15 protein-coding genes are annotated in these 24,681 nt (G+C 67.2%); 2 read left to right on the plus strand and 13 right to left on the minus strand.

Going from position 1 to position 24,681, the window contains the following annotated elements; genetic code table 11:
* Positions 1–30 precede the first annotated feature (30 nt).
* Entirely contained in the window at positions 31–3,951 is a 3,921-nt protein-coding gene (locus AC3WLY_RS14155) for a YadA-like family protein (protein WP_492308724.1), read from the minus strand.
* A gap of 1,467 nt (positions 3,952–5,418) precedes the next feature.
* Between AC3WLY_RS14155 and AC3WLY_RS14160 the strand changes: the two genes are divergently transcribed.
* Positions 5,419–6,252: a response regulator transcription factor gene (locus tag AC3WLY_RS14160; protein ID WP_175963455.1), complete on the plus strand. Its 834-nt coding sequence runs from the start codon at positions 5,419–5,421 to the stop codon at positions 6,250–6,252.
* A complete protein-coding gene (locus tag AC3WLY_RS14165; protein ID WP_492308723.1) occupies positions 6,245–8,590 on the plus strand; it encodes a sensor histidine kinase in 2,346 nt (781 codons plus the stop codon). The genes AC3WLY_RS14160 and AC3WLY_RS14165 overlap by 8 nt, the downstream gene beginning before the upstream one ends.
* 213 nt (positions 8,591–8,803) lie before the next feature.
* Here AC3WLY_RS14165 and AC3WLY_RS14170 read toward each other — a convergent pair whose 3' ends face one another.
* The 12 genes from AC3WLY_RS14170 to AC3WLY_RS14225 form a co-directional block, all read right to left on the minus strand.
* Positions 8,804–10,081: an NAD(P)/FAD-dependent oxidoreductase gene (locus AC3WLY_RS14170; protein ID WP_492308722.1), complete on the minus strand. Its 1,278-nt coding sequence runs from the start codon at positions 10,079–10,081 to the stop codon at positions 8,804–8,806.
* A gap of 402 nt (positions 10,082–10,483) precedes the next feature.
* Complete coding sequence (locus AC3WLY_RS14175; protein WP_492308721.1) at positions 10,484–11,386, minus strand: GNAT family N-acetyltransferase; 903 nt, start codon at positions 11,384–11,386, stop codon at positions 10,484–10,486.
* Between the two features lie 373 nt (positions 11,387–11,759).
* A complete protein-coding gene (locus AC3WLY_RS14180; RefSeq protein ID WP_492308720.1) occupies positions 11,760–12,944 on the minus strand; it encodes a M20 aminoacylase family protein in 1,185 nt (394 codons plus the stop codon).
* Between the two features lie 69 nt (positions 12,945–13,013).
* Positions 13,014–14,471, minus strand: coding sequence for an aldehyde dehydrogenase family protein (locus AC3WLY_RS14185; RefSeq protein ID WP_492308719.1), 1,458 nt, complete (start codon positions 14,469–14,471; stop codon positions 13,014–13,016).
* Complete coding sequence (locus tag AC3WLY_RS14190) at positions 14,468–15,745, minus strand: FAD-dependent oxidoreductase (RefSeq protein WP_310136230.1); 1,278 nt, start codon at positions 15,743–15,745, stop codon at positions 14,468–14,470. The genes AC3WLY_RS14185 and AC3WLY_RS14190 overlap by 4 nt, the downstream gene beginning before the upstream one ends.
* Before the next feature lie 133 nt (positions 15,746–15,878).
* On the minus strand, positions 15,879–17,204 hold the full coding sequence (locus AC3WLY_RS14195) for an NAD(P)/FAD-dependent oxidoreductase (protein ID WP_492308733.1): 1,326 nt from the start codon (positions 17,202–17,204) through the stop codon (positions 15,879–15,881).
* Between the two features lie 2 nt (positions 17,205–17,206).
* The gene (locus AC3WLY_RS14200; RefSeq protein ID WP_492308732.1) at positions 17,207–17,941 is read right to left on the minus strand and encodes a cupin domain-containing protein; all 735 of its coding nucleotides are present in this window, start codon (positions 17,939–17,941) and stop codon (positions 17,207–17,209) included.
* A gap of 308 nt (positions 17,942–18,249) precedes the next feature.
* On the minus strand, positions 18,250–18,705 hold the full coding sequence (locus AC3WLY_RS14205) for a helix-turn-helix domain-containing protein (protein WP_310136225.1): 456 nt from the start codon (positions 18,703–18,705) through the stop codon (positions 18,250–18,252).
* A 468-nt stretch (positions 18,706–19,173) separates the two neighbouring features.
* A complete protein-coding gene (locus tag AC3WLY_RS14210; RefSeq protein WP_492308718.1) occupies positions 19,174–21,045 on the minus strand; it encodes an ABC transporter ATP-binding protein in 1,872 nt (623 codons plus the stop codon).
* Entirely contained in the window at positions 21,045–22,001 is a 957-nt protein-coding gene (locus AC3WLY_RS14215; protein ID WP_072440664.1) for an ABC transporter permease, read from the minus strand. The genes AC3WLY_RS14210 and AC3WLY_RS14215 overlap by 1 nt, the downstream gene beginning before the upstream one ends.
* A 30-nt stretch (positions 22,002–22,031) precedes the next feature.
* A complete protein-coding gene (locus AC3WLY_RS14220; protein ID WP_425131547.1) occupies positions 22,032–22,985 on the minus strand; it encodes an ABC transporter permease in 954 nt (317 codons plus the stop codon).
* A 79-nt stretch (positions 22,986–23,064) separates the two neighbouring features.
* A complete protein-coding gene (locus AC3WLY_RS14225) occupies positions 23,065–24,651 on the minus strand; it encodes an ABC transporter substrate-binding protein (RefSeq protein ID WP_175963444.1) in 1,587 nt (528 codons plus the stop codon).
* Between the last annotated feature and the right edge of the window lie 30 nt (positions 24,652–24,681).

Below are 24,681 nucleotides of genomic sequence, written 5' to 3' on the forward strand. Positions count from 1 at the left end.
TCGCGTGCGTTCCGTGTGGTTCGCGCTCGCTCACTTCCACTGATACAACATACCGGCGCCGACGACGCGCTGGCTGCCGGCGAAACCGCCGTTCAGCGTCGCCTTCAGGTTCTCCGTGATGCGCGCCTGCACGCCGACCGCCATGGCCTTCTGACCGAGGAACGTCGAAGTACCGACCCCCATCGCGAAATTGGAGTCGCGGTCCATGTGCGGAATCGACGCGATCGCGGCGGTTGCGGCAATCCCTTGGCGCGCCATCGAGTCGGTCTGCTGGATCTGCTGCTGCATCTGCGTGAGCTGGTTGTTGACCGTGTTCAGCGACTGCGTGAACTGGTTCGATACGGCATTCAGCTGATTGACGTTCACCGCGTCGGTGCCCTGCGTGCCCGCCGCGACGTTGGCGACCTGCCGCGGCGCATCCGCCGAGCCGACCGCGACCACGTTCGACCGGCCGCCGTCGTTGCTGCCGGCGCCGATCGCGGTCGAGTTGTTGCCCGACGACACCGCGCCGACGCCGATCGCGGTCGAGCCGTTGCCGGACGCCGTCGAACTGTTGCCGACCGCCGTGCTGTTCGAGCCCGATGCCACCGCACCCGAGCCGCCCGCCGACGAATTCGAGCCGGCCGGCAGCGGCGCGGTCTTCGTGCCGGTCGGATTCGTCGAATACGAGCCGTTCGCGGTGCGCTGGTCGATCAGCGTCGTCAGCTGGTTCGCGACCGCATCGAGCTGCGACACGTTCACCGCATCGGTGCCGCTCTTGCCTGCCGCGAGACCGGTGATCTGCCGGTTGCCGACGTTCACTTCGCCGGCCGACGATTGCGGGCTGCTCAGGCCGTACGCGATGTAGTTCGTCAGTGCGCCGACCGTCGTCAGCGAACCGGCGCCGAGCGCGACGCTGTTCGCGAACGTCGACGTCGCGCCGGCCCCGAGCGCGAGCGCATCGGTCGCCGAGCTGCGCGCGCCCGAGCCGAGCGCGACGCTGCCGACGCTGACCGCGACCGCATTGGCGCCCTGCGCGACGGACTGCGCGCCGGTCGCCGTCGCGCCGCTGCCGAGCGCGATCGCGTCGGCCTGCGCGGAATGCGCGGCCTGCCCGATCGCAACACCGCCAGGAGCGGTCTGGTCGACGATCGCGCCGTTGCCGATACCCACGCCGTTATCGCCGTTCACCACCGTCGTCGGCCCCACCGCGACCGATTCCGCGCCGACCGCGAGCGAATCCGCCGCAGTCGAATTCGCGTGGAAGTACTTCTGGGGCGTGACCGCGAACGACTGCAACGCGCCGGTCAGCTGCCGCACCGTCACCGCGTCGTGCTGGTCGGTGCCGTCCGCGACGTTGGTGATCTGGCGATAGGAATTGCCCGTCGCACTGCCGACGGATACCGCGCCGAGCAGCGTCGCGTCGGTCGTATCGAACGGAATCGACGCGCTGCCGTTGCGCATGGTCCCCGACGTCGGCACGACCGGGCGATCGGCCACCGAACCCGAGCCGAGCGCGATGCTGCCGTCCACGCGCGCGATCGCATTCGGGCCGATCGCGACGCTGTCGAGGCCCAGCGCCTGGCTGTCCGGCGCGGTCGAGTTCGCGTGGAAGTACTTGATGCCGTTCGCGTTGATGTTGTCGATCGCCGAGCCGACGTTGTTGTTGATCGTCGTCGAGCCGTCGCGGTTGTACGTCACGTACGACGGCGCCGAGATCGTGCCGGTCGTCGGATCGTAGGTCGAACCGCCGCCGATCGCGCCGGCCGTGCTGTTGCCGAGGTTGTTGTTGTTCGACGCGATCGAGCTGAGGCCCGTGGACAACGAGCTGAGGCCCGTCGACGTGGCCGTCGACAGCGACGTCAGGTTGCTGTTGGTGCTGGACAGGCCGGTCGACAGCGAGCTGAGGCCCGTCGACGTCGATGTGGACAGCGACGTGATCGTGCTGTTCGTCGAGCTCAGACCGGTCGACAACGAGCCGATGCCCGTCGACGTCGACGTCGACAGCGACGTGATCGTGCTGTTCGTCGAGCTCAGGCCAGTAGACAGCGAGTTGATCCCCGTCGAAGTCGACGTGGACAGCGACGTGATCGCGCTGTTGGCCGACGACAAGCCGGTAGACGTGGACGTCGACAAAGATGTCACGGAACTGTTGGTCGAGCTGAGGCCCGTCGACAACGAGCTGATCCCCGTCGAAGTCGACGTCGACAGCGACGTGATGCTCGACAACGTCGACGTCGACAGCGACGTCACCGCCTGGTTCGTCGCATCGAGCTGCGAGCCGTTGATCGCGTCGGTGCTGGTCGAGCTGATCCGCCCCGCCGCGACGTTGGTGATCTGGCGCTCGCTGCCCGGCGCGCCGACGCTGACGACGCTGGTCGGATTGACGCCGTTGAACGTATACGTGACGCCGCCGATGGTGCCGGTCGCGGTCGGATTCGGCGCGGCCGTCACCGAGCCGGAGCCGAGCGCGACGTCGTTCGTATTGTTCGCCACCGCCGATGCGCCGAACGCCACCGCGCCCGCTGCCGCCGCGGTCGACGTATTGCCGAGCGCGACCGAGCCGGTGCCCAGCGCATTGTTCGTGTTGCCGATCGCCACCGCACCGTTGCCGTTCGCGGTGTTGTTCGAACCGGCCGTCACCGCGCCGGTGCCGATCGAGGTGCTCGGGTCGCCGATAGCCACCGCGCCGTTGCCGCTCACGGTCTGACCGAAGCCGAGTGCCACCGCACCGATGCCGCCCAGCACCTTCGAGTTGTTACCGCCGGCGATCGACCCCGCACCCGCCGTGGCGGCCACCGAGTTGCTGTCGCCGATCGCCACGGTGGATCCCGCCGCCGCGACGCTGTTGATGCCGATCGCCGTCGAATTGATGGCCGACGCCGTGGCCCCGGGGCCCAGCGCCGATGCCGATATGCCGCTGGCGAGCGCGAGATTGCCGAGCGCAACGCCATACTGCTGCGTCGCGCTCGCTTGAACGCCCATCGCGATCGAACTGAGGCCCGACGCACCGGTGTTCACACCGAACGCCATCGCATTGGCGGCACCGGCCGTCGTATTCGAACCCATCGCGATCGAACTGGCGCCGAGCGACTGCGTGCCCGAACCGGGCACGCCCGCCACGCCGCCCCAGCCGATCGCGATCGACGCGCTGCCCTTCGCGCCGCTGTTGACGCCCATCGCAACACCCGAATTTCCGGAAGCCAGCGCGCCGCTGCCGACCGCAACGCCGGCCGCGCCCGAACTCGTCGACTGGTTGCCAAGCGCGACCGAGCCCGTATTGGTTGCATTCGACGCATAGCCGAGCGAAACGCTTTGAGCTCCCACCGCGCTCGCCCCGAGACCGAGCGCGGCCGCATACTGGCCGGACGCCAGCGCATTGTTGCCGAGCCCGACAGCCGACACGCCGGTCGCGGCCGCGCCGCTGCCGATCGCCACGGTACCGCTCTGGGTCGCGCTCGACAGATTGCCGACGGCAACCGAGTAAGCGCCGCTGCCGATCGCCTGCACGCCCAGCGCCGAGCTATTGACGCCGGTCGCCTGCGAGTTGATGCCGATGGCCGTCCCGCCATCACCCATCGCATGCGCGCCCGGCCCGATCGCGGTGGACGACAGGCCGGCCGCCGTCGACAGGTTGCCGTATGCGGTGGCATTCACCTGCGACGCTACCGAACCGTTACCGATCGCGACCGAACTGGCGCCGCCGGTCGCGGAGCCGCCGCCCGCCGAATATTGCGCATGCGCGCCGGCCTGAAACAGCCCCAGATACGCGGCCGCCATCATCATGACGAGTCGTCTGGGCGACAGCGCCGGCGGCGTTGCCCCGCCCGCGGCGGAGCCCGCGTCCGTCGCATGCGCGGACGCGCTTGTTCTCGACGACGCAACCCGCTTGCCGCGCGCACGATCGAGCTCCGACGCCGCGACCCACGCGCCCAGTGCTTCGTTCCAGATCGACTTGAACGACTTGTTCATCTTGTTTTCCCTCGGTTCACATGTGCTGGATGACGCAACAGCGAACGCGGCCGGGCGAAGACTGTCTCCGTCTCCGTTTTCACCCGCCCCGCGACGCTCCGCAACCTACTTCGGACTTCTAACTTGACTGCCGGACGGCTCTGCACGACACACGCGACACACGTCGCGATCACGCGACCGTACGCGGCCCGTGTCCGGACGACACGAGGCACGACAACGATCACGGTTTATCGAATCATGGAAGCCGGGTGCCCGGATCAGGCGGCACGCTGCGCGCCGTTCCGGGAACGAGCGCGTGCGCACGCCGTCGCGCCGAAGCGCGGGCGACCTCGAATCTCATGAGAGGGCGTCGTTCGACGCCGGATGGACGGACGTCGCGCCGAATCGACGCGCCGCCCGCGCAGTGTCATTCGGGGGGAGGATGACCCCGCGTGGCCCCCGGAGCAGATGCATGCGCCGCCGGCCCGCGGCCGCTGACAGCCGACAACGGTTCGGGAGAACCGCTGCTTTGATCTGCCATGCTTTTGATGTTCATGTTTTTTCGTGCCCGCCTGATTCGAGAGTGCGTTCCGCGCAACCGCCGCTCGAAAGATCGAACCGCCCGGCGATCGACGCGAACCCACTCACTCTTTCCATCCTGGCGCGCATCTTCGATTCCGGATTTCCGGAATGGAAGATGACCGCCGGATGACCCCTGCACTCAATTAATCTACTGACTTTGTTTGACGATTTTTTGTTGCCTGATGTGCCAAACTCGCATCTGCTTCATGATTCATCGGTAATTTTTCATATCGGTGCATTCGACGAACGATGAAGCTCGCATTACCTCGTGCCAACCTTCGCCGCATGACCGTCGTCCCGAAAAGTGGGACCGCCAGCATTCAATGTCACATTGAATGCCGCATCCTCGAAAAGACGGCAGCGGCAGAAAATTTCGCGTAGAACCGGGTCATGTCAAAGAACCGATTCCAGCCGCGTCCTGCCTAGTGTGCCGGGCTTCTTCCGTTCAAACCTTTTCCGGAGCGGACAAATTGTTTTCCGTAGCGGAAGCTATTTACATTCATACAATCCGGCGCGACGAGCCGGATATATGTGAAAGTATTTTTAACGGATAAATAAAACCTTAATCGCGGAGACAGTGAATTGATGAACCCGATCCGCCGCCGTGCCGGCCACCTTCTCGACGCAAGGAACGGCAATTCATCGTCCGGGCCAATTCGATGTAGCGGCCATTCGATCGGAAATAAAATCCGATATTTAATATCGGAATCGGAATTTTTTTCCACCCGATTTTCACCCCCGGGTTGCGGTGATTGCAACAGACCGGGGCGCTGTCAAACATGCCCACACACATCGCACGGAATCCTCACCGCCCGTGTCTTTGTCGGCATATAATTTTTTGCAACAATCGTGCACAAAGATGCATCGAGTCCGCCCCCCCGGCCTACCCCCTAAGCTTTCGCAACCATGTCATCCCGCTCGTCCAGTCCGGCGTCGCTTCGCGCCACGCCGGATCTCGTTGGCGCACACATTCTCGTCGTGGACGACCGCCCGAACGACCTGCGGCTCCTGACGGAAATCCTGCGCGCCGCGCGGTGCCGGATCAGCGTCGCATTCGACGGCCTGCAGGCGTATCACCGCGCGCAGGCCATCGCACCCGACCTGATCCTGATGGATGTGCGAATGCCGCGCATGGACGGTTTCGCCGCGTGCCGGCTGCTGGCGTCCACGCCTTCGACACAGAACATTCCCGTCATCATCCTGACCGCCGCGGGCGATCTCGAGGATCGGATCGCGGGGCTCGAAACCGGTGCGCTCGACTACATCGTGAAGCCGTTCGAACCGGCCGAGGTGATCGCCCGAATCCGCAATCACCTGAAGCGCGCGCGGCGCAGCCAGCCGTTTGCGCACCTGCCCGAACTGCCCGATCATCCCGACGCCGCGCTGGTGCGCGCGGCCAGCGAGATCCTGCTGCGCGAGCTGCGCAACCCGCCGGCGCTCGACGAACTCGCGCGGCAGGTCGGCACGCACGAGAAGCGCCTGTCCCGCGTGTTCCGCGATCACCTTGGCCAGACCGTGTTCGAATATCTGCGCGATACGCGACTGCGCGCGGCGAAGCACTTTCTCGCGGAGACGTCGATGGGAATCGGCGACATCGCCGAGGAAATCGGTTTTTCGACGCCGGGCAATTTCGCCACGGCGTTTCGCGAGCGCTTCGGCATCACGCCGTCCGACTGGCGGCGCCAGCGCCCGATGGTCGACGCACCGCCCCCGTCGCATGAACACCCGCGCGATGCATAGGCACCGCGCGTCGGGCTGGCTCGCCGTCCTGCCGCTCCTGCTGGCGCTGGTCGCCGCGTGCGCGGCGCCCCGCGCCGACGCGACGGAGCCATCCGGACGCTCCGCGCGCGTGGAAGCGGTGTCGATCGTCGAGGATCCGGGCGCGGCGATGTCCGTCGGCGAGGTGGCCGCGCGGCTTGAAGGTTCACCACGCGGCGCGCCCGCGGCAGCGCAACCGTCTTTCAACATCGAGTTTTCCCGCTCTGCGTGGTGGGTGGGCGCGACGCTGGCCAATCGCGACAGCGTCGAGCGCGCGCTGGTGCTCGCGATTCGCGACGCACGCGTCGACCGGGCAGACTTTTATGTCGAACGCGGCGGCGCGTGGACGCTCGCCGCCCGATTCCCCGCGGATAACGGCGACGCGAACCGTGCGGCTTCCCGATATCCGGTGCTCGACATGACGCTGCGCGCGGGCGAACGACTGCCCGTGCTGATCCGCGTCACGTCGCGCAAGGAAATGCGGCTCGCGCCGGCCGCGTTCACCCGCGACGCGTGGAACGCGCAGGAACTTCACGCCGCGATGTGGAACTTCGGCTTCTTCGGCGGGCTGCTCGCACTCGTATGGTGCGCGCTGCTGATCGGTTTCTTTTCGCGCAGCGGCATGTTCGTCGTGCTGGCGGTGCTGGCCCTGAGCACGACGCTGTTCGAAGCGACGTACCGCGGCTATACCGCGATGTATCTGTGGCCCGGCGCCTACGCGTGGTCCGCGCGCGGCGAGATGATCTTCGCGTATCTGTCGGTGGCATGCTTCATCGCCTTCATCCTGATGGTGGCGCACCGCGAGAAGGCCGGCATGCCGATGCGGGCGATCTACGTTGCGTTCCTCGCGCTCGAATGCGTCGGCATGGCCGGCGCGGCGTTCGGCGACCTGCTGACGTTCACGTGGTTCTGCCTGTGGCTGAACACGGTGATGGGGATCGTGAACATCAGCGTCGCGCTGATGCTCGCGATCCGCCGCACGCCGACGAGCCGCGTGATGCTGATCGCCGTCACGTTCGCCACCTTCAACATCCTGCTCCGGATGCTCGACGGCATGAACGCGATGCCGGCCTGGCTGTTCTGGCTGAAATCCGACCTCTATCCGAACCCCGTCATCGCGATCATCGGGCTCGCCACGCATCTGCTGGTGCTGGCCGCATGGATCGACCACGTGGGCCGCCAGCGCACCGACGCGCGCAAGCGGCTCGAGCACTGGCAGCTCACCGAACAGGATCGGCTGCGCGACGAAGTGGCGAGACGCACCGTCGCGCTCAACGATGCGCTGCAGCAGGCGAAGACGCACATGCAGCAGAAGATCGAGACGCTCGGCTATGTCAGCCACGATTTGCGCGCACCGCTGTCCACGATCAACGGCTACGCAAAGCTGCTGCTGCAAAGCGCAACGCGCGGCCAGGCGCGGCTGATCCGGTCGATCGACCGCAGCATCCGCTACCAGCTCGCGCTGATCGACGAATTGCTCGCGTTCACCAAAGCCGAGCTTCTGCCGCTCGGCATTTCGCCCGACGTGACCGACCTGCCCGGCCTGCTGAACGATATCGGCGACTATGCGGTCGCGCTGTGTTCGCAGCAGGGCAACCGGTTCGACTATCGGCCGCTGACGCCATTGCCGCGCAAGCTGTCGATCGACGGCATCCGGCTGCAGCAGGTGCTGCTCAACCTGCTGTCCAACGCATCGAAGTTCACGCGCGACGGCACGGTCACATTGTCGGTCCGCGCATCGCGGGAAGGCGATGCATGGCGCCTGACGTTCGAGGTCGCCGATACGGGCATCGGGATCGACATCGCCGGAACGGCCGACATCTTCCGTGCGTACCAGCAGGTGCAGGCCGTCAACGGAGGAACGGGGCTCGGCCTGTTCATCGCGCAGCGTATCGTCGCCGCGATGGGTGGCGAACTGGCCGTTTCCAGCCGGCCGGGCGTCGGCACGTCGTTCTCGTTCCCGATCGTCGCGCCGGCCGTCGGGCACGCGCTCGTGCCGGCGTCGTGGCTCGTCCGGCGGTTTCAGCCGATGCGCGACGCCGAACCGGAAAGCGCCGCACCGATACCGCACGGCCCGTCCGACGATGCGCTCGACGAACTGATCCAGCTCGCCGGCGAGGGCCGGCTCACCGATATCGAGGAATGGCTCGGCCGGTTCGCTGACGCGCCGGACCATGCGGCCTTCGCGCAGGCGACGCGCGAGCACCTCGACGCACTCGATCTGCATGCGATCGAGAAGCTCGCCGGCTCGCTGAAACGCGCGCGTGTCGCGGATGCATCGTTCGACGTGGAGACGGATACGGTCGGGCCGACCCGATAGCGGGGCAATGTGCCCGCTCCCCGTCCAGCGGGGCACATCGTTCGACCGCCGTTCGACGCCGCCGACAATCGGCCCGCTCGACGGCCCGGGCGACGCGAATGACAGCGGTCAGCCCGGATTCGCCGGAAGCCGTGCGCGAACGACCGCACGCCGGCTTCCATCAGCGTCTGTGCGCAGCGCACGCGGCCGGCCCGGCGCGCGTCTTTTCATCGTTCAGTGCAGGATGTCCTGCAGCCGGTAATACGCGCCGACGAACGGCAGGAACCACGCGTGCCCGAAATGGCCCGGCATTGCCGGCCAGTCGAGCTCGCGCCACGGATTCGACGCGGCCGCGCCATACATCACGTCGGCCATCACGCGGCCCATGTGCACCGACATCTGCACGCCGTGGCCGCTGTAGCCCATCGAGTAATAGACGCCGTCGTGCTGGCCGGCACGCGGCAGGCGGTCGGCGGTGATGTCGACGAGCCCGCCCCAGCAATAGTCGAGCCGCACGTTCGCGAGCGCCGGGAAATAATCGGCCATCCCGGCGCGCAGGATGTCGCCGCTTTTCGCGTCGGAGCGCGGGCTCGACATCGCGAAGCGCGCGCGGCCGCCGAACAGCAGCCGATTGTCGGGCGTCACGCGGAAGTAATTGCCGATCTGGCGCGACGTCACGTATGCGCGGCGGTGCGGAAGCAGCCGGTTCAGTTGTTCGTCGGGAAGCGGCTCGGTCACCACGATGAAACTGCCGACCGGCGCGATGCGCCGCCGGAACCACGCGAACGGCCCGTGCTGCGATGCGCCGGTCGCCACCAGCACGCGATCGGCCACGATCGTGCCGCGCGTGCTGGTGATCGCGTGGCGCTCGCCATCGAGCCGCTCGAGCTGCGTGACGGCCGCACGCTCGTAGATGCGCGCGCCGGCCCGCTCGGCCGCTTGCGCGAGCCCGACGCCGAACTTGCCCATGTGCATCTGCACGCCATTGCGCTGCAGCAGGCCGCCGTAAAAGCCGTCGGAGCCGACCTCATCGCGAATCCGCGCCGGCTCGATCAGTTCGATATCCGGATCGACGTCGCGCCGCAATGCGTCGAAGGTCTTCGCGAGCCCCGCGAAATGTTGCGGCTTCGCGGCCAGCTTCAGCTTGCCCGCACGCCGGAAGTCGCAGTCGATCGCGTGTTCGGCAACGATCGTTTCGACGGTTCGCACCGCGCTCTCGTAGGCACGGTAGAACTGCTTCGCCTGCGCGGCGCCGATCCGCGCGGCGAGCGACGCGTAGTCCTGCGCGACGCCGGTGTTGCATTGGCCGCCGTTGCGGCCGGATGCCTCGGCCGCAACCTGTGCGGCTTCGAGCACCACGACCGACACGCCGCGCTGCGCGAGCGCCAGCGCCGCCGACAACCCGGTAAAACCACCGCCGATCACGACCACGTCGGCACGCCCTTCGACGGGCCCTTCGCTGCCGGCGCGAAAGTCGGGGCGGGTATCCAGCCAGTACGATTCGAATTTCATCGGATCCTTCGTGAGCATTCGGGCGCCGCGAATGACGTGCATGCGGAGCGCCTGCCCGCCTGTCGCCGCAGGTTCGTGATCGGGCGATGGCCGCCCGATGAATACCATTTAAGCATCGCCAAAAAGCGCAGTTGCCGCGTATTGGCGCATGGCGCGCGCATCATCCGCTGTTTTGCGCAGCCGCGGCAGCACAACATGCGCAAGCCGCGCGGCAGCCCGCGCACCGGCCGAATGCCGTCCGATCGCTTCATGGCAGGCGCCGGCGCCGTGCGTCACGCCCCCACCGACATGTCGATCAGGACGCGCTTGAAGCGCGGGTTCGCGTCGCAAGCGTAGCGGCCGAGATCGCGATCAGCGGCCTGGCTGGACGTCGACCGCCGCCGCCGGGCGCGCGGCCGTGACCTACATCATCGCCTGGCTGACGAGTCCGTATAGCCCGCATGCCGGATCGGGCGCTCCGCCGTGTGCCGCGGCGGGCGCGTTGCGAACCATCTTCGAGCAGGTGTCCACCCGCTTCAATCCCTGCGTATCGAGCCAGTCCGGCAAGCTCGTTCCCGAAGGTACGTCGATGCGGACGAATTCGTTCTCCAAGCCGCTCAACCAATAGCCGATCAGCGCCCTCGCACGCGCGTCGCCGGTCGAACGCGGTGCGACCACCGGGCCGATCAGGTAACCGCGGCCGAAGCGGCGCAGCACCGAAAATCCGACGATTTCGCCGTCGCGCTCGAGCACGACGCTTTCCCCGCGCGTCAGCAATGCCGACAAAAGCGCATCGCGCTCGAGGCTGGAAGCGCGCGCGTCCAGTTCGACGAGACAACGCAAATCGGCAGGCGTCCCGGCCCGCAGTCGCTCGCCATCGGGCAGTGCGACCGCGGCAGGCCGGCTCACGTTCCCTTGATACTGGTCCAGCGATCCGCACACGTCGAAACCGAGCTTTTCGTAGAGCGGCAGGCCAGCCGGCGTCGCATGCAGGAACGTGATGCGCGGCCCCAGTTCTTCGAGGAGCGTCTCCATCAGCTCGCGGCCGATACCCCGGCCCTGGTGTGCGGACGACACGATGACGTGCCCGATGGACGCACGGTCCGCGCCGAACTTCCAGCACATCGCCGTACCGATGACCGCACCGCTCTCCTCGGCCGCGAACGCGATCGACGTGTCGGCGGAAAACTGCCAGTCTTCCAGCCTGAATGGCCAGCGAAGCGCCATGGAGAGCGCGTGGGCCGCGGGTATATCGGCCGCGGTGAACCTTCGATAGCGAAGCTCCGTCATCGAGCGAGAATCGTTCATCACGTGTTCCTGTTTCATCAAGCGATCCTTCCAAAGGGCACCATTCCGCAACCGGGCGCGAACGCCGGCGCGCCCCCGTCTCACGGGATGTTCGACGAGCCCGCATCGACGCCCGGGCGTTCGCGGCATACGCGTCGTACCGGCAAGTTCATGGAGTCGACTATAGGAAATAATGACTTCGTCATGCTTAACAACCCGTAAATCGGCTGTTAACGCGTCTTTAATGTTCAGCCCGCACATTACCGTTCGATGCGGCTCGGCTACCGACTTGTTCGGCATCGAGCATACGTCCCCGGCGAACGCCTGTCGTGACTGCTTCGCATGCGCGATACGGGCACCGCGCCCTGATCGCGCGACGAATCCGCCGGGCACGATCGATCGAACCGCCGCGTCATACGGTCGCGAAGTAATGCTGCGCCAGCGCGACCCAATACCGGACGCCGGCCGGAATGATGTCGTCGTTGAAATCGTATTTCGGGTGATGCAGAGCCGGCGCGGCCGTTCCGGCCTGCGCATTGCCGATCAGCACATACGCGCCGGGCCGCTCCTCCAGCATGAAGCCGAAATCTTCGGACGTCATGTTCGGCGGCACGTCGCGGTTAAGGCGTTCGGCGCCGAACGTCTCGCGAATGACCGCTTCGCAGAGTGCGGTCTCGGCCGCCGTGTTGACCGTCGCGGGGTAGTACTGGAAAAACTCGACGTCCACTTGCGCGCCGTAGGCACGGGCCAGCCCCTCGCACATGAGCTGGACGTCGCGCTGCAACGTCTGCTGCAATGTCGACGACAGCGTGCGGATCGTCCCGCGCAACTCGGCGCTATCCGGAATGACATTGTCCGTCGTTCCCGCATGGAACATGCAGACGGAAATGACGGCGGGATCCACGGGATCCTTGTGCCGCGCGGCGATTGTCTGACACTGCAGCACCATCGAACACGCGAGCGGGACGGGGTCGATGCCCAGATGCGGCTGCGCCGCATGCGCGCCCTTGCCCGTTACCGTGATCCTGAATCGGCAGCCCGCGGCCATGATCGGGCCGGTACGCAACCCGAAATGCCCGGCAGGCAAACCCGGCCAGTTGTGCATGCCGAATACCGCCTCCGTCGGATAGCGCTCGAACAGCCCGTCGTCGATCATCTTGCGCGCGCCCGCGCCCCCCTCTTCCCCGGGCTGAAACACGAAATGAACCGTGCCAGGCAACTGCGGCAGTTCCTTCAGGATGCGCGCAGCCCCCAGCAACATCACGGTATGCCCGTCATGCCCGCACGCGTGCATGACCCCTTGGGCGCCCGATGCGTGCGCAAAGTCGTTGGCTTCCTGGATCGGCAACGCATCCAGATCGGCACGGAGCACGATGCCGCGGCCCGGGTCCGCACCGGGCAGGCTCGCGACGACGCCCGTGCCTCCGAGCCCGCGCGACACCGCATAGCCGAGAGCTTCAAGCTCGCGGGCGACGACGTCGGCCGTCCTGTGCTCTTCGAAGCGCAACTCGGGATGCGCATGCAGATCGCGGCGCAACGTCGCCCAGTGCGCGTAATGTGCTTTCAGCGACGCGTCGGGGATCACGGGGTTTTCCAATTTCGGCACCTTTACAAGGCAAGCGGATTCAAATCAGGACTGCCCGCCGCATCGCGCGCAGCAGCGGCTTCAATCATGGAAACCCAGGATCGACTTGATTTCCATGTACTCTTCCATGCCTTCGATCCCGTACTCGCGACCGTTCCCCGACTGCTTGTATCCGCCAAACGGAGCCTGCGGGTCCCATGCCGGATAGTTCAGATGCACCTGACCCGACCGGATGCGCGCAGCCACCGCGCGCACGTGTTCCTTGTCGGTGCCCTGCACATGTGCGCCAAGCCCGTAGACCGTATCGTTCGCGATCGCGATGGCTTCGTCGACGGTATCGTAAGGAAGGATGGCGAGAACCGGGCCGAAGATCTCCTGCTGCGCGATCGTCATGTCGGTGCGGACCTCGGAAAAGACGGTCGGCCGCGCATAAAAGCCTCGATCGAAACCCGCGGGCCGTCCGGGCCCGCCGGCGATGAGCTTCGCCCGTTCGTCGATGCCCGCGTCGATCATCTGCCCGACGCGCTCGAACTGCGCGCGATTGGCCAGCGGGCCGTGCGTCGTCGCTTCGGCGAACGGATCGCCGACGACCATCCGTTCCGTTGCCGCGACGGCCAGCTCTTCGACGCGGCCCAGAACGCCGCGCGGGACGATCAGACGGGTCGGCGCGCTGCACGACTGGCCCATGTTCCGGAACGCGGCGGCCACGCCCGGCGCGACGGCACGCGACAGGTCCGCATCGGGCAACACGATGTTCGGCGACTTGCCGCCCAGCTCCTGCGCGACGCGCTTGACGGTCGGCGCCGCCGCTTGCGCGACCAGTACGCCCGCACGCGTCGATCCCGTGATCGAAACCATGTCGACTTCCGGGTGCGACGCGAGCGCCGCGCCCACTTCCGTTCCGCTGCCGCTCACCAGGTTGAATACGCCCGCGGGCACGCCCGCATCGGCGATCACTTCCGCAAACAGCAACGCGCTGAGCGGCGACAGCTCGCTCGGTTTCAGGACCACCGTGCAGCCTGCCGCGAGCGCGGGGCCGACCTTCGCGGTGATTTGATAGATCGGCCAGTTCCACGGCGTGATCAGCGCGCACACGCCGATCGGCTCGCGCACGACCGCGGTCGTCCCCCGCCGCGTGACGAACGGGTAGCTCGCCAGGTTATCGCGCGCGACCCGGACATGTTCGGCCGCGAGCGGCACATGGGCGCCGCGCGCATAGCTGATCGGCGCGCCCATTTCCATCGCGAGCGCGGTGGCGAACAGTTCGGCACGCTCCAGTATCAGCGCATGAACGCGGTCGAGCAGCGCGGCGCGTTGCTGCGGCGACGTCGCGGCCCAGCGTTCGAAAGCATTGCGCGCGGCCCGCACCGCGCGGTCGGCGTCGCGTGCGTTGCCGAGCGGGATGTCGCACAGCGTGTCTTCGGTGGACGGGCAGACGACCGCGAACCGGTCGCCGCCGTCGGGCATGACCCAGTCTCCGTCGATGAAGAACCGGTCCAGCCTTCCGGCTTGCATCAGGTGACGCACAGGTGAATTCATTGCAGGGTGTCCTTGAGTCGGTACCACGCGCCCACGAACGGCAAAAACCATGGTTTGCCGAAGTGGCCGGGAATGGCGGGCCAGTCGAAGTTTTTCCACGGGTTGAGATCGGCTCGCCCGTCCATGATCTCCGCCATCAGCGTGCCCATCAGCGTGGCCATGTGCGTGCCGTGGCCGCTATAGCCCATCGAGTAGTAAACGCCTTGTCGCTGGCCCGCGCGAGGCAGGCGGTTGGCCGTCATGTCGACCATGCCGCCCCAGCAATAGTCGATGCGCACGCCGGCCAGCTCGGGAAACACGGCGGCCATCTGCCGTCGCAGGATCAGCCCGCTCTTTTCGTCCGAACGGGGATTCGACGCCGCGAAACGCGCACGCCCGCCGAACAGCATCCGGTTGTCGGGCGTGACGCGAAAGAAATTGACGAAGTTCTTCGTGTCGGTGACCATCCGGCGCGTCGGCAGCAATCGGTCCAGGAGCTCGCGCGGCAACGGCTCGGTGACGATGATGAACGCGCCGACCGGCACGATCCTGCGCCGGATCCAGCCGAACGGCCCCACTTGCGAAATGCCGCTCGCGAGCAGCACCTGGCGCGCACGAATCTCGCCGAGCGGCGTATGCACCGCGTATGCGCCGCCCGCGTCCCGCTTCAAGCCGAGCACGGGCGCATGCTCCAGAATGTGCGCGCCGCGCGCTTGCGCGGCGTTCGCCAGACCGCGCACATAGCGGCCGACGTGCATCCCGGCGCTCTTCTCGAAGATCAACCCGCCGTGATAACGGCTCGAGCCGATCTCGTCGCGCAGTTCCGCCTTCGTCACCACGCGCGTGTCGGGGTCCACGCTCGCGGCGAGCAGCGCCTGACTTCGCACCAGCTTGTCGTAGTGCTCCGGTTTCGCCGCGAGCTTGAGCTTGCCGCGGCGCGCGAAATCGCAGTCGATCGACTCCTCGCTGACCAGCCGCTCGACCGTGTCGACACCCGCATCGAACGCGAGATACAACCGGTTGGCCAGTTCGGTGCCGATGCGCTGCGACAGTGACGCGTAATCCTGCGCGAAGCCGTTGTTGCACATGCCGCCGTTGCGTCCCGACGCCGCCTGCCCCACGGTGCCCGCTTCGCAGACGACGACGCGTGCGCCTTTTTTCGACAGCGCCAGCGCAGCCGCCGAGCCCGTGATCCCGCCGCCCACCACGACCACGTCGCAACTTCCGTCAGGCAGCTCCGGCGAGCTGCCCACGAATGGCTCGGACGTATCGAGCCAGTAGGAACTGAAACGCATCACACACTCCAAAGCTGACGTACCAGGCCGGAAAGCCGGCGGACATTCGCCGCACCGATCCCGCCGGTCGCTCGAACCGAACCGAAGCGCATCGTTCAAGCGCCGCCACCGCCTTCCGCGTCACGACCGTCAACTAGAAATCGGCGACCTTGCCCCACGCGGAATCGCCGAATCGGCTGGGCCGATACGGCAGCGGGTCCACGATCGGTTGCGCACCGGTGGCGAGATCCGCGATCAAGTGACCTGCGCCCGGGCCGATGCCGAAGCCGTGCCCGGAAAAGCCAGCGGCCAGAATCAAGCCCGGCAGGCCCGGCACTTCGCCGATACCCGGCACGCCGTCCGGCGTGCTGTCGACGAACCCGGCCCATGCGTGCGTGATCGTTGCTTCGCGAAGTTCGGGCAGCAGTTCGACGGCACGGCGGTACGTTTCGGTGACGGTCGGCATATCGGGCTTCGGATCGAGAATTCGCACCCTCTCCATCGGTGTCGGCGCATCGAGCCGCCACCGCTTCAGCGTTTCGTGGCCGCCGCGCATGCCTTCGAGGCCGCCCGGAAGAAGGCTGCGCCAGCGCTTCGCGAACATCGGCACGAAATACGGCGCGAATCGCAGGAACTGCGGCGTCACGTCCACGCGCGCGCGGCCGCTGATGGCCAGTGCGTAGCGTCCGTCGCTGCGGCGCGTAATGGACACGCCGGAGGTGTACAGCGCATCCGGCAAGCGCTGTTCGACCGGCGACACGCTCAGGATCGACTGGCGGATCGACGCCTGGGGAAACCGGATGCCGAGCTGGCGGCAGAACGACGACGCCCACGCGCCGCCGGCGAGCACGGCCGTCCTGGTCTTGATCACCCCGGCTTCCGTGACGACGCCGGAAACGCGCCCGCCCTCGAGTTCGATGCCGCGGGCCGCGCACTGCTGGATGACGCTGCCGCCGAGCTTCATCAGTGCGGCGGCCACGGCCGGCGCGGCCTTCGCCGGATCGGCGGTGCCGTCGGTCGGCGAAAAGACGCCGCCCTTCCAGGGGCGCCCGGTGGGCTGCCCGCGCTCGCTCGCCTGCCGGCTGTCGAGCATGTAGGTCGTCACGCCCGCGGTCTTGGCGAACTCGCCCCAACTGGACCAACGCGACAATTCGGCTTCGTCATTGCTCAGATACAACAGCCCGCAACGATGAAAACCGGTGTCTTCGCCGGATTCGGCGGCAAATCGTTCCCAGAGATCGAGGCTCTTGCTTGCCATCGGCAACTCGCGCTCGTCGCGGTTTTGCTGTCGGCACCAGCCCCAGTTGCGGCTCGACTGCTCCGCTCCGATCCTGCCCTTCTCGACCAGCGCGACCGACACCCCGCGCCGGGCCAGGTAGTAGGCGGTAAAGACACCGATGATCCCGCCTCCGATCACGACGACGTCGGCCGCGGCCGGCAGCGTGGGCGAAGTTTGTATGTGCTGCAGTGGAGGTGACATGATCAATGTTGCTCGGTTGAAACCTGGACGTTTTGCACGACGTAGAACTTCGCCACGCGATCGCTGCTTTCCCACCCGACCGGTGCGCCCCGCGGTACGAAAAGCGCGTCGCCGGCGCCGAGCGACAGCACGCTGCCGTCAGGCGCGGCGAAGCGTACGCTGCCGGCCAGCAGCTGCATGAACTCGTTCACGCGATGCGGGCGAACGATCCGATGATACGGCGTCGAATCCCACGTACCCGCGCAGTAATCCGCGCCGTCGTCGACGAAGACGTTGTCGCTGCGGCATTGCGGAGCGGGACCGAGCAGCACGTCGGCCGGCAGCGATGCGGACGGCTTGAAGTCGGCGTCGGCGCGCAGCGCGAAGAGGCCGCGCTTCGTCGGGTTCGTGCAAGCCGCCGCGCAGAACATCAAAAGCACGGGCGATGCCGCGTTGACGCGAACCTTCGTGCCGCTGCCGATGACCGCCCCCGCTTGCGGACCGAGCACCAACGGCGCCGCTCCGGGCACTTCGAGCGTCAGCTCGCCAGCCACGACGACGATGGTTTCAATGTGCGGAAAGCTCGGTACGTCGAGTTCGCCGACGAAGCCGATACGGCCCGCGGCCATCGAGTCGGGGCCTTCCCATGCGATTTCACGATGTGGCCCGAAAGGGTCGTTCTCGCCGAACGGCTTCCTGCGGAAAACAGTCGACAAAGGCGTGCCGTCGGCACGGTGCAACACGAACGCTACGGTCATTTCTGCTCCTGCGCATGGCGCGACGATCTTGTTGAGTGTCCTGGGCGATCCCGGAAATCGTCGTTCTCGCGACTTCTCATCCGGCAACCGTCAGGAGTATTGATTTGTTCGATAACGTGTGTTCGTTGCGAAATAATTGAATCGCGCCGCTGGTGGTTCGTGCCTGCAATTATGCGGCGCAGGTCTTCCCGATTGATTAACCTCCAGCAAAGCGATCGTTAAGTACGGTTTAATGACCACGCCACGGCCGGCAGGCGTCTTCACCGGGCAAGCCAGGGCCGGTCGCAGCCGCGTGCCCGCGCTTGCGCTTACGCGGCGTGACAGGACGCGTCCCGGCGTTCGGCGCGCGTACGCATCGACGTGGTTCGCCCCGGCGCCCCACCCGAGCGCGCGCTCACGTAATCGCGCGGCGTAATCCCGAGCACCCGCCGGAAATGCCGGCACAGATGGCTCTGGTCGAAGAAACCGACCTCGGTCGCCACGACCGACGGCGCCACGCCGCCGCGCAGCAAGTCCTGCGCACGCCGAACCCGTACCAGACACAGATACCGATGCGGCGACAGCCCGATTTCGCTGCGAAACCGCGCGGTGAAACGCGACACGCTCAACCCGGCCACCGCCGCGAGCGTATCGAGATTCAACGGCTGCGCGAACGACGCATCGATCGTGCGCAGCACGTCGTCGATGGCCGTCGATACGGGGCGCCCGACGCCGGCAGCGCGGAGCACCGCATTTTCGACCGGCTCGCGGAACAGATCGATCATGTTCTCCATCCTCATGCGGCCGCCTGCGCGGCAGTGGCCATTGCGACGCAGCGCGCGATCGCGAACGGCTCGATCGGCGTGTCGGCCGCGCCGGTGTCGATCAATTGCGCCATGGTGTCGCCGATGCCGGGTGCGAACCGGGAGCGATGTTCGCGGACCCCGAACGCACGATAGAGGCGACGGCCACGTCGGCGCGCCCTTCGGCGGGCCCTTCACGGCCGGCGCGACACGCGCGGCGAATATCCAGCCAGTACGATTCGGGTTTCATCGGATCCTTTCCAAGCCTTCCGGCGACGACGATCGGCGATCGCTCATTGAAAACCATTTAATCACCATCAAGAAGCGCAGTTGCCGCGTATTCGGGTACGGCGCACGCACAATCCACCGTTTTTCGCGACCGCCGCGGCAGCCTGTGCGGAAAGCCGATCGCCGGCGCACGCGAGCACGGAAAACGAACGGTGCGACACGCTACAGGCGCACCGGCTGCACCGGCGCGACGACCGCCGCCGGCTCCGCCTGGAAGCGCGTCAGGTCGTCCTCGCTGCGATGGCACAGTACCTGCGCGCCGTTGTCGAGGGTGCGCAGCACGGGTGCCGTTTGATTGCATACGCCGTCGATCCGCATCGGGCAGCGCGACAGGAACGGGCACAGCTGCGCATCGTCCGCGCTCGCGCCGATCGGCACCAGCGGCCGGTGGCAACGCTCGGCCGCATCGTCGAGCCAGCCCGCGCGCAGTTCCGGCGCCGACGACACGAGCAGGTGCGAGTACGGGTGGTAAGGCGGCGCGCACAGCGCGTCGCGGCTACCCGTCTCGACGCGGCGGCCCGCATACAGCACGACGATGTCGTCGCTGATCGCGCGCACCTTGGCGATGTCGTGCGTGATGAACACGTACGACACGCCGAGTTTCGCCTGCAGTTCGCGCAGCAGGTCCATGATCGCGGCGCCGACCACGGTATCGAGCGCCGACGTCACCTCGTCGCACAGGATCAGGTCGGGCTCCGCCGCGAGCGCGCGAGCGAGGTTCACGCGCTGCTTCTGCCCGCCGGACAGCTCGCCGGTGCGCCGCCCCGCGACCGCCGGCGGCAGCCGCACGAGCTCGAGCAGCTCCGCGACGCGCTGCCGCGCACGCGCGCCCTTGACCCCGTGGTAGAACGCGAGCGGCCGCGCGAGCGTGCGCTCGACGGTATGCACCGGATTGAGCGCGGTATCGGCGTTCTGGAACACGATCTGCACGCGGCGATGCTGCTCCTTCGTGCGCTTGCCGATATCGAGGGCGAGCGGCTCGCCGTCGAGCAGGATCTGCCCGCCGTTGGCCGGCACGAGGCCCGCGATCACCTTCGCGAGCGTCGTCTTGCCCGAGCCCGATTCGCCGATCACGCCGACCGTCTGCCCGCGCCCGATGCGCAGGTCCACTTCGTGCAGGATCACTTTCGCGGGCAGGCCCTTCGCGGTGCGGGCGCCGTATCCGGCGACCGCGCCGCGCACGTCGAGCAACGGCGCAGGCGCGGCGGCCGCGGGTTTCGCGTCGCGTTCGGCGCCGTTCGGCGTGACCGCCGCGATCAGGCTCTGCGTGTACGGGTGCGCGGGCGCATGCAGGATCTGTTCGGTATCGCCCGCCTCGCGGATCACGCCGTCGCTCAGCACGACGATCCGGTCGGCCATCTGCGCGACGACCGCGAGATCGTGCGACACGTATACCGCGCTCATGCCGTAGCGCCGGATCACGCTCTTGAACGCCTGCAGCACGTCGATCTGCGTGGTCACGTCGAGCGCCGTGGTCGGCTCGTCGAGGATCACCAGTTCCGGATCGGTGATCAGCGCCATCGCCGCCATCAGCCGCTGCAACTGGCCGCCCGACACCTGGTGCGGATAGCGCTTGCCGATCGTTTCCGGCTCCGGCAGCGCGAGCGCGCGGAACAGCTCGACCGCCTTCGCCTGCGCGTCACGCTTCGACATCGTCCGGTGAATCAGCGCGCTCTCGATCACCTGGTCGAGGATCGTACGCGACGGGTTGAACGCGGCGGCCGCGCTCTGCGCGATGTACGCGACCTTGCGGCCGCGCAGCGCGGTCAACGCCGGCGCGGACAGCGCGCATACGTCGGTGCCGGCGAGCTTCACCGAGCCGCCCGCGATCCGGCAGCCGGCGCGCGCATGGCCCATCAACGCCAGCGCGATCGTCGTCTTGCCGGAGCCGGACTCGCCGATCAGCGCGAGCACCTCGCCGCGCCGGATCTCGAAGTCGACGCCGTGGACGATCGTCGTTTCCGCGCCGCCCGGGCGGCCGCCGACGACACGCAGCCCGCTGACCTCGACGAGCGGAGTCGATTCATGTCGCATCAGTGTTCTCCCGCGGCGGCCGCCGCGCCCTTGCGGCGGCCGCGATGCGGCAGGCCGTCGATCAACAGGTTGACGCCCACCGTCAGGATCGCGATCGCGACCGCGGGCATGATCGCGACGGCCGAACCGTCGCCGAGGCTCGCGATGTTCTCGCGCACGAGCGAGCCGAGGTCCGCGTACGGCGGCTGCACGCCGAGCCCGAGAAAGCTCAGGCCGCTCAGCAGCAGCACGACGAACGTGAAGCGCAGCCCGGTATCGGCGAGCATCGGGTGGATCATGTTCGGCAGCATCTCGACGCACGCGATGTACAGCGCGCTCTCGCCGCGTGCCCGCGCCACCTGCACGAATTCGAGCGTGCTGATGTTCACGGCCAGCGCGCGCGCGATCCGGTAGGAGCCCGGCATGTAGCTGACCGCGGCGGTCAGGATCAGCAGCGGCAGCGACGAGCCGAACGCGGCGACGAACATCAGCGCGAACATCTTCGACGGAATCGACGTGAGCGCGTCGAGCAGCCGGCTCATCGTCTCGTCCACCGCGCGGCCCGACACCGTCGCGAGCAGCCCGAGCGTCGTGCCGGTCAGCGCGGCGAGCAGCACCGCGGCCAGCGCGAGCAGCACGGTCAGCCGCGTGCCGTACAGGATACGGCTCAGCATGTCGCGGCCGAGGAAGTCGGAGCCGAACGGCAGCTTCGCGCTGAACGGCGCGAACACGTCCGGCGTCACGATCGAGCCGACGTCGTGCGGTGCGAGCAGCGGCGCGAACACCGCGACGAACAGCATCAGGCCGGCCATCGACAGGCCGATCCAGCCGCCGGTGGTCAGTGCCGGGCGCATCGCGCGGCGCTTGCGCGGCTGCTCGGGGGAAGGTGCGGCAGGCGGCGTGTCGCCCCACGACGGGCGCGGGTCGCCGGGCGGCGGCAACGCGCTGCTGCGTTGTACGGGTTCGGTCGGGTGCATGTTCGGCATCTCGGGAGAAGGACGGGACGCTCAGGTCCGCAGTCGCGGGTTCGACACGATCGAACACAGGTCGGCGAACAGCACGAGCATCAGGTACGCGACGCAGAAGATCAGCGTGCACGCCTGGACCAGCGGGAAGTCGCGGTTGCCGACCGCATCGACCATCAGGCTGGCGAGGCCCGGATAGTTGAAGATCGTCTCGACGACGATCACGCCGCCGAGCAGATACGACAGGCTCAGTGCGACCGCGTTGGCGATCGGCCCGATCGCGTTCGGCAGCGCATGGCGCAGCACGACACGCGCGGGGCTCGCGCCCTTGAGCACGGCCATCTCGACATACGACGCGCTCAGTTGCTCGATCACCGCGGCGCGCGTCATCCGCGCCATCTGCGCGATCACGACCGCGCACAGCGTGAGCACCGGCATCGCATACGCGCGCAGGAAATCGTGGACGCTTTCGATCGGGCCGCTGTACGACAGCGCGGACAGCCAATGCAGCTTCACGGCCAGCACGAGCACGGCGACCGTCGCGATCAGGAATTCCGGCGTCGCGACGAGCGACAGCGTGCCGAGGCTGATCACGCGATCGACCACCGACTCGCGCTTGACCGCCGCGAGTATCCCGAGCAGCAGCGCGATCGGCACCGATACCGCGGTCGTGATCGCCGCGAGCGCGAGCGACTTCGGCAGGCGCCCGCCGATCATGTCCGACACCGGCATGTCGCCGGACAGCGAGCGGCCGAAATCGCCGTGCAGCAACCCGGTGAGCCAGTGCACGTAGCGCACGTGCGCCGGCATGTCGAGGCCGAACTGCTGGCGCAGCGCGGCGATCGTTTCCGGCGTCGCCGACTGGCCGAGCGCGGCCTGCGCGGCATCGCCCGGCAGCAGGTTCGTGATCGTGAAGATGATCGCGGACACGATCAGCAGCGTCAGCGCGGTGACCGCGATGCGCCGGCCGATCAGCCCGATGAGGATTCGGTTCATGCAGCGGCACTCCCGGAAAGGCCGCGCGCGGCCGGGGCGGTGGCCCGCACCGGCCACGCGGCGGCGGCAGGCGACGGCGTCAGGCGTTCCACCATACGTGTTCGGCGAACATGCCGCCCATCATCGGGCCGGTCGGAATCGAGCCGAGGCCCGCGAGCCGCTTGTCGTACCCGTCGAGGAAACTGATGAACGCGGGAATGCCGACCCTGCCCTGCTGCGCGACGATCGCCTGCATTTCGCCGTACATCTGCTTGCGCTTCGCATCGTCGGTCTCCGAACGCGCGGCGAGCAGCAACTGGTCGAACTTCGCATTCTTCCAGCCCGACTCGTTCCACGGTGCGTCCGACTTGAAGAACTGCGTGAACAGCACGTCGGCGCTCGAACGCGGGTTGATGTTGCCGAAGCCGAGCGGATGCTTCATCCAGTGGTTCGACCAGTAGCCGTCGGGCGACACGCGGTTCACCTGCAGGTTCAGCCCGATCTTCTGGCCGGCCTGCTGCAGCAGCACGGCCATTTCGATCGACCCGTTCGCGTCGGATGTCGCATAGACCGGCGGCAGCGCGACGCCGAGCGCGCCCGCCTTGCGGAACAGGAACTTGGCCTTGTCCGGATCGTACGACCGTTGCGGCAGCGACGCGTTGAAGTAGCGATGGCCCGGCGGAATCGGCTGGTCGTTGCCGATCACCGCGTAGCCGCGAAACACGGCCGAACGGATCTGCTCGCGATCGAACAGGTACTTCATCCCTTCGACGAAATCGGGGTTCGCGGTCAGCGGGCTTTCGCTGCGCATGATGAGGTCGGTATAGAGCCCCGACTTGGTTTCCTTCAGCGCATAGCCGGGCGTCGACGCGACGCGCTGCGTCGAGCGCGGATCGATCGCGTTGACCAGGTGCACGTCGCCGGACAGCAGCGCGTTCAGGCGCGCGGCGCTGTCGCTGATGCCGATCAGCTCGATCTCGTCGAGATACGGCATCCCGGGCTTGAAGTAGCTGTCGTTGCGCACACCGACCGTCGACACGCCCGGCTTGAACGCCTTCAGCTTGTACGGGCCGCAGCCGATGCCGGTCGTGAAGTCGGTCGTGCCGTCCTTGACGATCACGAGTTGCGGCGTCGCGAGGATCACCGGCAGATCGGCGTTCGCGCTCGTGAGCGTCAGCGTGACTTCGTCCGGGCCAGTCGCCTTCGCGTCGGCGAACTGGTCGGCGAGCGGCTTGACCTTCGATGCGGTCGCCGCGTTCTTGTGGCGCATCAGCGAGAACACGACGTCGGCCGGCCCGACCGGTTTCCCGTCGTGGAACGTGACGCCCTTGCGCAGCTTGACGATCCAGGTCTTCGCATCGGTCGTCTGCAGCGACTCGGCGAGATTCATCTGCGGCGTCAGGCTCGCATCGAGCTGCGTGAGGCCGCTGTAGAACATGAAGAAGCGGATGTAGTCGGCGCCCGTCGAGCCCTTGGCCGGGTCGAGCGTATCGGCCGTCGAGCTGGATTCGTTGGCCACGCGGATCTTGCCGCCGCGCTTCGGCGCGGGCGCGGCGAACGCCGGCTGCGTCCCCATCAGCAGTCCGCCGGCGCCGGTGGCCATCATGCCGCCCGCCGCCATGATCCGCATCATGTCGCGGCGCGTGAAGCCGCGGTGATCACCGCCGTTGTCGATATCGTCGCTCATCCGAACTGCTCCTGACTGTGGAAAGTGGGT

The organism is Burkholderia sp. FW306-1C-G01B (assembly GCF_058781685.1).